The sequence below is a fragment of the Pseudomonas sp. LS44 genome (assembly GCF_024730785.1).
Lineage (GTDB): Bacteria > Pseudomonadota > Gammaproteobacteria > Pseudomonadales > Pseudomonadaceae > Aquipseudomonas.
The window spans coordinates 3,395,000-3,406,820 of sequence record NZ_CP102830.1; the positions used below are offsets into that span (position 1 = coordinate 3,395,000).

An 11,821-nucleotide genomic window follows, 5' to 3' on the forward strand; every position below is an offset into this window, starting at 1 on the left:
GGGCGCTGCGGCGCGCAGTCACCATGGCCGCCGGGCATCTGGTCGAGCAGCTGGCGTTCGGCATCCAGCCCCGCTTGCACCGAGAATCGCTGTATCGCTTGCATAACCCCTCGTTTCTGGCCCTTGTAGCTGGGAAATGGCCGCCCCTCGCCCGCTGTTGGCAAGCGGCGCTGGCGGTCGCAAAGTAAGCCGATCGGGAACTGCCCCGATCGCTGCGGCGGACCCTATTGCGGATCGCCAGGAGGCTGCCATGGATACGCTGAAGCTGTTCCTCGCCGGCGATGTCATGACCGCCCGCGGCATCGACGCCATCCTGCCACACCCCGGCGACCCGCGGCTGTACGAAGCCTACGTGAAGAATGCCGACGATTACGTGCGGCTGGCAGAAAGATGCAGCGGCCCGATTCCCCGCCCCGTCGATTTCGCCTATGTCTGGGGTGATGCGTTGGCCGAGCTCGAACGGCGCCGGCCCGACGTGCGCCTGATCAATCTGGAGACGGCGGTGTCCCGTCACGGCCGACCGGCGCCCAAGGGCATCCATTACCGCATGAGTCCGGAGAACTTCACGGCCATCCGCGCGGCCGGCATCGACTGCTGCACACTGGCCAACAACCATGTGTTGGATTGGGGCGTCACCGGCCTGGTCGATACCCTGGCGACGCTGGTGAGCCACGGCGTGCGCGGCGCCGGCGCCGGGCGCGACCGGCAAGCGGCCGAAGCCCCTGCCGTGCTGCCCCTGCTTGGCGGTGGGCGTTTGCTGGTGTTCGGCCTCGGCGCGGCCGACAGCGGCATTCCAGCGGACTGGGCCGCCACCGACAAGCGTGCTGGGGTGGCGCGGTTGGCGGACCTGTCGCCGCACAGCCTGGGCCCGCTGGCCAAGCGCCTGCGCGCGAGCAAGGGCCCGGGGGATCGGCTGCTGGTGTCGATTCACTGGGGCGGCAACTGGGGCTTCGATATCCCAGCGGAGCAGCTGCGCTTCGCCCATGCCTTGATCGACGAGGCCGGCGTCGACCTGGTGCACGGGCATTCCTCGCACCACGTCAAGGGCATCGAGGTGTACCGCCAGCGCCTGATCCTGTATGGCTGCGGCGACCTGCTCAACGACTACGAAGGCATCGAGGGCTACGCGGACTTTCGCGGCGATCTGGGCCTGCTGTACTTCGCCACCCTGGAGCCGGACGGGCGCCTGCAGGCGCTCGAACTGGTCCCCACCCGCCTCCAGCGCTTGCGCCTGTGCCGCGCCGACGCGGAGGACCGGCACTGGCTGCAGCACAACCTAGCGCGCGAGTGCGCACGCTTGGGCAGCCGCATCCAATTGGGTCCGGACAATGCCTTCACGCTGCAGAGGTAGGCGCGCCAAGCCCGGCCCAGGGCCCTAAAGCAAGACATTAAAAAGACTATGTCTCAGTTAAGTGTTGCGCACCGCTTTTGTAGGGTGGGTTAGTCGCGCAGCGGCGTAACCCACCGCCGGCGTCGCCCTGGACACCGGCGTCCAGCAGGGCTGGTGGGTTACGCCTACGGCTAACCCACCCTACGAGTCATCGCCTCAGGTATCACCTACCTAGCCTGTACGCCTCAACACGCAATTGGGACATCGCCATAAAAAGGTTCTTCACCGCTTACCGGGACCCGAAGGGCTGCGCGGATCAAACCGCGCATTGGAGGCAGGGAACTGCCGATCACTGCGCCGCCCGCTGCCCCGCCCGCAAGGCGCGAAAGTCGGCCGACGACGCGTGCAATTCGGCGACCGTGCCACGGGCGATCAGCTCGCCATCGTGCATCAGCAACACCTCGTCGAAGTGTTCGAGCAGATTGAGGCGATGCACCGAGGAGATCACGCAACTTTCGCGGAAGGCAGCGAACAGGTTGGCGTACACCGCCTGTTCGGTTTCCGGATCGAGGCTGGCGGTCGGCTCGTCGAGCAGCAGCAGCCCGCAGTCACTGGCCGCCAGCACCCCGCGCGCCAGGGCCAGGCGCTGGCGTTGGCCACCCGACCAGTTGGCGCCGCGCTCGGCCACCCGGGTTTCCAGGCCGGCCTGGCTATCGATAAAGGCACTGGCGCGGACCACGCCCAGCGCGTCCTGCAGGTCCTGCTCCGAGGCGACCCCATCGCGGCGTTCGGCGATCAGCAGGTTCTCGCCCAGCGAACCCTCGAACAACTCGGACTCCTGCGGAATCAGCGTGGCGATGGTGCGCAACACCGCCGAGCTTTGCGTGGCGGAGCTGAGCGGCGGCTCAGCGTCGAGGCGCAGCTCGATGCGCTCGGCCAGATACAGACCGCACAGCACCCGCAGCAGCGTGCTTTTGCCCGAACCGCTGCTGCCGATCAGCGCGTAGCGTTTGCCGCGCTCCAGGGTCAGGCGCTCCACCGCCAGGCTCGGGCGCTGCTGGTCGGCAGCGTCGGCGCGCCGCCGCTGCATATCGCGTGGATGGCAGAAGCGCAGATTGTCGAGTTGCAACGTTTGCCAAGTCGGCGCGGCAGCGAAGTCGTCATCGTCGAGATGCGAGTCGACGGCCTGGCGAATCACATCGCCGCTGGCATAGTCGGCCTGCTGGCGAGCGAAGCTCTGGAAGTGCGCGGCGATGGCGGTGATTACCCCACCGGCTTCGGCGGCGTATTGGTAGACCATGAACAGATTGCCCAAGGGCAGCGTCGGCGTAGCAGTGGGCGACGCCACCAGATCGATATCGTGTACACCGCGCAAAGCCAGCAGCGCGTACAACGCAACCAGGCCGCAGCTCAGCGCCACGCTGAGGATATCCACGCTGCACCACTTCCACTCGTTGAGTACGATCGACGAGCGCAGCGGCTGGTAGATCGCCAGCAGGCGTTGCTCGATCAGCGCCGCCAAGCCCTTCTGCAAGCGCAAAGCGAATACCGAGAAAATGTTGCCGAGCGCATCGAGCTGCGCCGCGCTGTAACGCCGCTCGGTCTCGTTCTCGCGGTGCGCGAGGACGATCATGCGCCGGTCGAAACGCGTGATCACCAGGGCGATCACCCCATAACCGATCACCGCGACGCCGCCGACATAGGGTGCGATCAGCCATAGCGCGATCACCGGACCGATCAGTTTCACGGCGTTTTGCAGGTAGATGAACTGACTCTGGGCGAAGTCGAACAGCGCGTTGCTGCACTGGCGCAAACGATGCGCGGTTTCCCCGGAGTGATGATGCTCATGCCAGGCCAACGGTAGCGAAAACAGCTTGTCGACCAACTCGCCAGATAGGCGCCGGCGCACCTGCAGTGCCACGTTGCGCTCCAGCACCCGCCCCGGCCCATGCAGCAACCAGCTGGCCACCGTCGCCCCGAACACCAGGGCCAGCCACATGCCGGCACTGCCCAGTCCAGCCAAACCCTGTTGCTGTAGGGTGTTGATGGCATTGCCGGTCAGCCACGGCACCGCCAGCTTGAACAGCTGCGAAACCAGCAACAGGCCGAAGGCGAGCACGGCGAGCTTGCGCATGCCAACGGCGTACCGCCACAGGTCGCGATACAGCGTGATGATGGTGCTGGAGGGCCGAGCAACTGAGGGTGTGGGCATAAGCGAATGCACCTGATGGATCGACACGCTCCTGCGAACGCACGCGGAGCTGCTACTCAGCCTAGGCGCAGCAACGCTGGCAGAGCGGAAAATCGCTTGGCGGCGCTTTTGTAGGGCGGGTTAGCTGCGTAGCGGCGTAACCCACCCCAAAGCTGGTTTCAGCGCCTTGGTAGGAGCGAATTCATTCGCGATCCGCGGCGTCGTCTATCGCGGATAAATCCGCTCCTACAAAAAATCTACGTCAGACCCGTAGAACCAGGTTGGACGCCAGTGTTCCGGGCGAGACCATGCAACACGTAACCGGGACATAGCCAAAAAAAAGCCCCGGGATTACCGGGGCCAGAAGACGGTGGCGGCGAGCCGCACACCGTGGGGTAAATCAATTCAGACCAGGCTGGTCAGCGCCGCGCGGCTGAACGGCAGGATCTCCTGCTGGCGCCCTTCGCGGACTTTCAGTGCCCAGTCCGGATCGCTCAACAGCGCGCGGCCGACGGCCACCAGGTCGAACTCCTGGTCGTTCAGGCGCGCCAGCAGACCTTCGATACCAGCTGGCTGGGCGACTTCCTCGGTCTTGCCAAGGAACTGCGTGAACTCGCTGCCAGACAGGCCGACGCTGCCGACGGTGATGGTCGGTTTGCCGGTCAGCTTGCGCGTCCAGCCGGCCAGGTTGAGCTCGGAACCGTCGAACTCCGGCTCCCAGAAGCGGCGGTTGGAGCAATGGAAGATATCCACGCCAGCCGCGGACAACGGCGCGAGGAAGGCGGCCAGCTCTTCTGGGGTCTGCACCAGGCGCGCGGTGTAGTCCTGCTGCTTCCACTGCGAGAAGCGGAAGATGATCGGGAAGTCCGGACCGACTGCGGCGCGCACCGCGCTGATCAGCTCGATGGCGAAGCGCGAACGGTTGGCCAGACTGCCGCCGTACTCGTCGGTGCGCTTGTTGCTGCCGTCCCAGAAGAACTGATCGATCAGATAACCGTGAGCGCCGTGGATTTCCACACCATCCATGCCGATCGCCTGGGCGTCTTTGGCGGCTTGGGCGAAGGCGGCGATGACCTCAGCGATATCCTGTTTGCTCATCTCGTGGACGATTTCCACGCCGTCTTTGACCTTACCGCTCGGACCGTAGCCGGGCACACTGGCATCCGGTTCGACGCCGAGACGGCGCACGGCGCCGACGTGCCAGAGTTGCGGGACGATCTTGCCGCCTTCGGCGTGTACTGCCTCGACTACGTTCTTCCAGCCGGCCAGCGCCTCGGCGCCATAGAAATGCGGTACGCCCGGATAGCCGTTAGCGGCCTTGTGGTCGACCACCGTGCCTTCGGTGATGATCAAGCCGACGGCAGCGGCAGCGCGGCGACGGTAATACTCGACCACTTGCGCGTGGGGCACGCCGCCGGGCGTCAGGTTACGGGTCATCGGCGCCATCACCACACGGGTCGGCAGTTCCAGAGTGCCGAGGCGGAAGGGTTCGAACAGTGCTTTTACGGTCATGCGAAGCTCCTGAATGCCGGCCAGATGACCGGTCGTCTCGTTAAGCGGGTTTTAAAAAATCAGGCCTGCAACAGATGTTCCAGGCGTACTACGAAAGCTTTGATAGGCGCCGGATTACCGACCTTGAGACGGGTCAGCGCACCTTGCCAGGCATTGGTGATGAATATCGCGAGGTTGGCGCAATCCTCATCGACCGCCAACTCGCCAACTGCCTGGGCTTGCTCCAGACACGCCTGCAGAAGCGCCGCCGAGCGCTGAAACACCGCATCGACCTGCGCGCCGATGGCCGGCAACAGCTCGGCCATCTCGAAACTCAGGCTGCCAATGAAGCAGTGGTATTCGAGTTTTTCCTGCTGTTCGAAATGCGCCAGCAGTTCGCCGTAGTAGGCGAGAATGCGCGCCCGCGGGCTCAGCCGCGGATCGCCCAAGGCTTGCTCATAGCGAGCCAGGCGCGGGGTGTAGACGTGTTCCAGGGCCTGCAGGGCGAAGTCTTCCTTGCTGGCGAAGTAGTGGTAGAACGAGCCTTTGGGGATGCCCGCGGCCTGGACGATCTCCTGCACCCCGGTGCCGTGATAACCGCGCCGGGTCATCACCTCGGCGCCTTTGGCGAGGATCAGGTCACGCTTGTCGAGTCGGGTGCTGGTATTCATGGCCGGCAGGATATGACCGGTCGTCTCGTCCACCCAGCACTATCGATTTCGGTGATTGCGGGTTAGAAGCAGCGCGTCTTGTGAATGTCAGCACGCTGGCCGATCCAGCGCACGCTTTGCTCCCTCTCCCATTCGTGGGAGAGGGCTAGGGAGAGGGAAAGGCGCCTGACATCACATTCGGGCCGACTTGCCCTCTCCCCCGGCCCCTCTCCCGTAAACGGGAGAGGGGAGCCAAATCACAGCCAAGTCACATGCTGCTCCAGCGGAAAGCGCAGGCGCGGGTTGTAGATCGCCCGCTCGCCTTGCCGGCCGACCGCGAGAATCATGATCGGGATGGCCTGGCGCGGAATATCCAGCAGTTTGCGCAGGCGCACTTCGTCGAAGCCTTCCATCGGACAGCTGGTATAGCCGTGGCTCTGGAACGCCAACATCAGATTCGAAGCGGCCAGTGCCGTGGACTTCACCGCCCAGACGCGCATCTCCGCCTTGCTGTGCGGCTTGCGCATCAATGCCTTGCGCAGGCCGACCACCCGCACCAGCTGGCGCTTGAACAGGCCGAGCAAGCCGAACGGACCCTGGTTGTACTGGAACTGCGCCTTGCCGGAGTAAAACGCGCGGGTGATTGCCGGGATTTTCTCCTCCGGCCAGTACTTGAGGACATTGTCGCAAGCCTCGCGCCAGGTATCCGGGCGCGCCAGCACGGCGATCAGCAGCGGCGCCTTGGCGGCGTTCTGGCCCATGCACACCGGCACCAGCCGCTCGCGCAGCGCCGGATCGCGAATCACCTGAAAACTCCACGGCTGCAGATTGCAGGAGTTGGGCGCCAGCACGGCCATTTCCAGGCAATCGCGGATCACTTCGTCAGGCACCGGCTCAGCCGTGAAGCGGCGTACAGAGCGACGGCTTTCGATCAGCGCTCGCAGCGCGGTGGGCGAGGCATGGGTGACTGGATCATCGGTGCGAAAACTGGTCATGAGGGTTTTCCTTGAGCAAGACGTCAATTAAGCCGTCTGACAGCCACGATCAACAAGCCTTGGCAGGGAAAACAGCACGATTTGGCAGAAACAGCCTAGTGGCCTGTGCGGTTAATTGGTTATCTCAAGTTCGGATGACTGAGGCTCTGAGACAAGGCGCCGCGACGAGTCATAGCAGGGCTATGACGAGGAGCGGTAACGCAGTATCAGGATCTCAGGCGCCGAAATTGACTAACTGAATTAACCAAACAGACCACTAGCTCCGACCGGCATTGCGCCGGTCGGATTCCCTCAGAGCCTGTTTACGACCTCGCGAACTAGAGCCTGTTTTAACGCCGCAGGGCCGACGCACAGCAGATCGTAAACAGGTTCTTAGGCGAGGGCTTTCTCGATTGCCTGGATCAGGGCCGGATCTTCCGGCGTGGTGCGCGGCGAGAAGCGCGCCAGGACCCGGCCATCCTTGCCAACCAGGAATTTCTCGAAATTCCAGGTGATATCGCCGGGGAACTCCGCGCCCTCGCCCGCCAGCAGGCGGTACAGCGAATGCCGGGCCGGACCATTAACCTCCAGCTTGCCGCTCAGCGGAAAGCTCACCCCGTAGTTGAGGCTGCAGAACTCGCGGATATCGTCTTCCGATCCCGGCTCCTGCCCAGCGAACTGGTTGCACGGCAAGCCCAGCACACTGAAACCTTGGTCGCGATACTGCTGATACAGGCTCTCAAGGCCCGCGTACTGCGGGGTCATACCGCACTTGGAGGCGACATTGACCACCAGCACTACCTGACCCTTGAAGGGCGCCAACGGCAGTTCCTGACCGTCCAGCGCGCGTAAATTGACGTCGTGAAAGGCACTCATCTCAGACTCCCATAACTGACAAAAAAGGCGCCCGCAGGCGCCTTTCCGGTGAAATTCAGCTTAGCAGCAGAATCAATGGTGATGACCACCTTCACCGTGCACATGACCGTGAGCGACTTCTTCTTCACTGGCGTCACGCACGTTGACGACCTTAACCTGGAAGGTCAGGCGCTGACCGGCCAGCGGGTGGTTGCCGTCGACAGTTACGTCGTCGCCATCGAGGTCGCGGATGGTCACGATCTGCATGCTGCCGTCCGGCGCCGAGGCATGGAACTGCATGCCGACTTCCAACTCGTCGACACCTTCGAACATGCTGCGGTTCAGGGTGCTGACCAGCTCAGCGCTGTACTCGCCGTAGGCTTCTTCCGGCTCGATGGTCACGTTCAGCTCGTCACCGGCTTGCTTGTCAACCAAGGCTTTTTCCAGGCCAACGATGATGTTGCCGGCACCGTGCAGATAGACCAACGGCGCGCCGCCTGCGGAGCTGTCGATCACCTCACCGGCGTCGTTGGTGAGGGTATAGTCGATGGAGACGGCCTTGTTGGCGGCGATCAGCATGAGGGCGAAACCTTTGCGAAAGAATGTGGAACGGGCAAGTTTAAACAAGCAAACCGATGAAAGCGACCCACACGCGGATAGACGGCCACCCACCGCCAGCCCGACAATCCTCGACTTTCGCCAGGACGAGGACGGCCATTGGGTGGCTGTGCTGTCCTGCGGCCATACTCAACATCTGCGCCATCAACCACCGTGGCAATCGCGCGCCTGGGTGCTCGATCCCGCTTTGCGCGCCGCGCAGCTAGGCCAGCAGTTCGCGTGCGGCTGGTGCACTCAGGAAAGCGACACCGATAAGGAGTAATAGCGATGCCGGCACGGAACATCCTGGTGATCAATTGCGGCAGCTCGTCGATCAAATTCGCCCTGGTCAATGAAGCGCACGGGCAATTCTCCCTGAGCGGTATCGCCGAGCGCCTGGGCCATCCGGAGGCCGTGTTGCGCTGGCAACGCGGCGGCGAGCAGGACAGCCTGATGATTCCCAGCGCCGATCACCGCGCAGCGCTCGCGCAATTGCTGCCGCTGGTGCAAAGCGCAGCCGGCGGTAAGCTGCATGGCATTGGCCATCGAGTGGTGCATGGCGGCGAACATTTCAGCAATGCACGCAAGATCGACACTCAGGTGCTCGAGGCGATCCGCAGCACCGCGCCGCTGGCGCCGCTGCACAATCCGGCCAACCTGCTCGGCATCGAGGCGGCGCTCAAGCTCTATCCGGCCCTGCCGCATGTCGCGGTGTTCGATACCGCCTTCCATCAGAGCATGCCCGAACACGCCTACCGCTATGCCCTGCCCGATGCGCTGTACCGCCAGCACGGCGTGCGCCGCTACGGCTTCCATGGCACCAGCCATCGCTATGTCAGCCACCGTGCAGCGGACATGGCCGGCTTGTCGAGCGGCGACAGCAGCTGGTTATCGGCGCATCTGGGCAACGGCTGTTCGACCTGCGCCATCGTCAACGGCCAGAGCCGCGACACCAGCATGGGTCTGACCCCGCTGGAAGGCCTGGCGATGGGCACGCGCAGCGGCGATGTCGACCCCAATCTGCACAGCCATCTAGCGCGCGCCCTGGGCTGGAACCTGGAGCAGATCGAACGCGTGCTCAATCAAGAAAGCGGCCTGCTCGGCCTGTCCGGCTTGTCCAACGACATGCGCAGCCTGGAACAGGCGCGCGAGCAAGGCCACGCCGGCGCCACCCTGGCCATCGAGGTGTTCTGCTATCGCCTGGCCAAATCCCTGGCCGCGATGAGCTGCGCGCTACCGCAGTTGGATGGGCTGATCTTTACCGGCGGGATCGGTGAGAATTCGCCGCTGATCCGCAGCAAGACCGTGGCGCATCTCAAGCTGCTCGGCCTCGCGCTGGACAAGGAAGCCAACGCCCGCTGCATCCGCGGAGTCGCCGGGGCGATCCAGAGCTACGGGCATCCGCGCGTGTTGGTGGTGCCGACCAACGAGGAACGGCAGATCGCCCTGGATACCCTGACGCTACTGGATAGCTGATTTTTGTAGGTTGGGCTGAGGCGCGCAGCACCGATGCCCAACACCCGGACGGCGATGGCAAATCGCGCCGCCTGACACGATTGGAGACCTCATGCAGACATTCTTCCTCGCCCCCACCGGTTTCGGCGTCGGCCTCACCTCCACCAGCCTCGGTCTGGTCGGCGCTCTGGAGCGGGACGGGCTAAAGGTTGGCTTTTTCAAGCCGATTGCCCAGCCGCATGCCGGCGACCTCGGCCCGGAGCGCTCCAGCGAACTGATCGCCCGCACCCATGGCTTGACGTCGCCCAAGTCCCTGGCGCTCACCCAGGTCGAACGCATGCTCGGCGACGGCCAGCTCGACGAGCTGCTCGAGGAGATCATCAGCCTCTATCAGCAAGCCGCCGCGGATAAAGATGTGGTGATCGTCGAGGGCATGGTACCGACCCGCCATGCCAGCTATGCCGCGCGGGTCAACTTCCACCTGGCCAAGAGCCTGGATGCCGAGGTGATTCTGGTCTCGGCGCCGGAAGACGAACCGCTGAATGAGTTGGCCGACCGCATCGAGATCCAGGCGCAACTGTTCGGCGGCCCGCAAGACCCCAAAGTACTCGGCGTGATCGTCAATAAAGTCCGCACCAGTGACAGCATCGAGGCGTTCGCCGAGCGCCTGCGCGAACTCTCGCCGCTGCTCAGAACCGAGGCCTTCCGCCTATTGGGCTGCATTCCGTGGCAGGCCGAACTGAACGCCCCGCGCACCCGCGACATCGCCGACTTGCTCGGCGCGCGGGTGCTGAATGCCGGCGACTACGAGCAGCGGCGCATGCTCAGCATCGTGTTGTGCGCCCGTGCGGTGGCCAATACCGTGCAACTGCTCAAGCCCGGCGTATTGGTGGTCACGCCGGGCGATCGCGACGACATCATCCTCGCCGCCAGCCTGGCCGCCATGAACGGCGTACCGCTGGCCGGATTGCTGCTGTGCAGCGACTTCCAGCCTGATCCACGGATCATGGAGCTGTGCCGCGGCGCGTTGCACAGCGGCCTGCCGGTGCTGACGGTGGGCACCGGCTCGTATGACACGGCGACCAACCTGAATCGCCTGAACAAGGAGATCCCGGTGGACGATCGCGAGCGCGCCGAGCGCGTCGCCGACTTCGTCGCCGGGCACATCGACCACGACTGGCTGCGCGCCCGCTGCGGCGAACCCCGCGAACTGCGCATGTCGCCGCCGGCGTTCCGCTACCAACTGGTCAAGCGCGCACAGGCGGCGAACAAACGCATCGTCCTGCCCGAAGGCAGCGAGCCGCGCACCGTGCAGGCCGCTGCGATCTGTCAGGCGCGCGGCATCGCCCGCTGCGTGCTGCTGGCCAAGCCGGACGAGGTGCGCGCCGTGGCGAGCGCGCACGGCATCGAGTTGCCGGCCGGCCTGGAGATTCTCGATCCCGATCTGATCCGCGAGCGCTACGTCGCGCCGATGGTCGAGCTGCGCAAGGGCAAGGGCCTGAACGCGCCGATGGCCGCCGCGCAACTCGACGACACGGTGATGCTCGGCACCATGATGCTGGCGCTGGACGAGGTCGACGGGCTGGTCAGCGGCGCCATCCACACCACCGCCAATACCATTCGCCCGGCACTGCAGCTGATCAAGACCGCGCCCGGCTACCAGTTGGTGTCCTCGGTGTTCTTCATGCTCCTGCCCGACCAGGTGGTGGTGTACGGCGACTGCGCGGTAAACCCCGACCCGACGGCCGCCGAGTTGGCGGAAATTGCCCTGCAGAGCGCCGATTCGGCCAGTGCCTTCGGCATCGAGCCACGGGTGGCGATGCTCAGCTATTCCACCGGCGATTCGGGCAGCGGTGCGGAAGTCGACAAGGTGCGCGAGGCCACCCGTTTGGCCCGGGACGCGCGCCCGCAATTGCTGCTCGACGGGCCGCTGCAATACGACGCCGCGGCGATCGCCAGCGTCGGCCGACAAAAGGCACCGGACAGCCCGGTGGCCGGCCGCGCCACGGTGTTCGTGTTTCCCGATCTGAATACCGGCAATACTACCTACAAGGCGGTGCAGCGCAGCGCCAACTGCATCAGCGTCGGGCCGATGCTGCAGGGCTTGCGCAAGCCGGTAAATGACCTGTCACGCGGCGCACTGGTCGACGACATCGTCTACACCATCGCCCTCACGGCGATCCAGGCGGCGAGCAAAATCGTGTAGGCGCGAATTCATTCGCGATACGGCCAAAACCGATCGCGGATGAATCCGCTCCTACACTACTTAGCAGGCCGT

Annotated in this window: 10 protein-coding genes; 4 read left to right on the forward strand and 6 right to left on the reverse strand. The window is 64.4% G+C overall.

Features of this window, described 5'->3' with window-relative positions; genetic code table 11:
- Positions 1–250 precede the first annotated feature (250 nt).
- Positions 251–1,351: a CapA family protein gene (locus NVV93_RS15195; protein ID WP_258251480.1), complete on the forward strand. Its 1,101-nt coding sequence runs from the start codon at positions 251–253 to the stop codon at positions 1,349–1,351.
- Positions 1,352–1,679: 328 nt separating this feature from the next.
- On the opposite strand, the gene NVV93_RS15200 is transcribed toward NVV93_RS15195, so the two are convergent.
- The 6 genes from NVV93_RS15200 to NVV93_RS15225 form a co-directional block, all read right to left on the reverse strand.
- Entirely contained in the window at positions 1,680–3,542 is a 1,863-nt protein-coding gene (locus NVV93_RS15200) for an ABC transporter ATP-binding protein (protein WP_258251481.1), read from the reverse strand.
- A 384-nt stretch (positions 3,543–3,926) separates the two neighbouring features.
- Positions 3,927–5,033 (reverse strand): NADH:flavin oxidoreductase, encoded by a 1,107-nt coding sequence (locus tag NVV93_RS15205; protein ID WP_258251482.1) that lies wholly within the window; start codon positions 5,031–5,033, stop codon positions 3,927–3,929.
- 59 nt (positions 5,034–5,092) lie between these two features.
- Entirely contained in the window at positions 5,093–5,683 is a 591-nt protein-coding gene (locus NVV93_RS15210; RefSeq protein WP_258254387.1) for a TetR/AcrR family transcriptional regulator, read from the reverse strand.
- A 236-nt stretch (positions 5,684–5,919) separates the two neighbouring features.
- Positions 5,920–6,657: a nitroreductase family protein gene (locus NVV93_RS15215; protein ID WP_258251483.1), complete on the reverse strand. Its 738-nt coding sequence runs from the start codon at positions 6,655–6,657 to the stop codon at positions 5,920–5,922.
- A 372-nt stretch (positions 6,658–7,029) separates the two neighbouring features.
- Positions 7,030–7,512 (reverse strand): glutathione peroxidase, encoded by a 483-nt coding sequence (locus tag NVV93_RS15220; RefSeq protein WP_258251484.1) that lies wholly within the window; start codon positions 7,510–7,512, stop codon positions 7,030–7,032.
- A gap of 72 nt (positions 7,513–7,584) precedes the next feature.
- Positions 7,585–8,070 (reverse strand): peptidylprolyl isomerase, encoded by a 486-nt coding sequence (locus NVV93_RS15225; protein ID WP_258251485.1) that lies wholly within the window; start codon positions 8,068–8,070, stop codon positions 7,585–7,587.
- Here NVV93_RS15225 and NVV93_RS15230 point away from each other — a divergent pair.
- The 3 genes from NVV93_RS15230 to pta all read left to right on the forward strand — a co-directional run bounded on the left by NVV93_RS15230 (position 8,039) and on the right by pta (position 11,749).
- Positions 8,039–8,371 carry a DUF3565 domain-containing protein gene (locus tag NVV93_RS15230; RefSeq protein ID WP_258251486.1) on the forward strand — a complete coding sequence of 111 codons (333 nt, stop codon included), beginning with the start codon at positions 8,039–8,041 and terminating at the stop codon, positions 8,369–8,371. The two genes, NVV93_RS15225 and NVV93_RS15230, sit on opposite strands and share 32 nt — an antisense overlap.
- 5 nt (positions 8,372–8,376) lie before the next feature.
- A complete protein-coding gene (locus NVV93_RS15235) occupies positions 8,377–9,564 on the forward strand; it encodes an acetate kinase (protein WP_258251487.1) in 1,188 nt (395 codons plus the stop codon).
- A 91-nt stretch (positions 9,565–9,655) separates the two neighbouring features.
- Positions 9,656–11,749, forward strand: coding sequence for a phosphate acetyltransferase (pta, locus tag NVV93_RS15240; protein ID WP_258251488.1), 2,094 nt, complete (start codon positions 9,656–9,658; stop codon positions 11,747–11,749).
- The last annotated feature ends 72 nt before the right edge of the window (positions 11,750–11,821 follow it).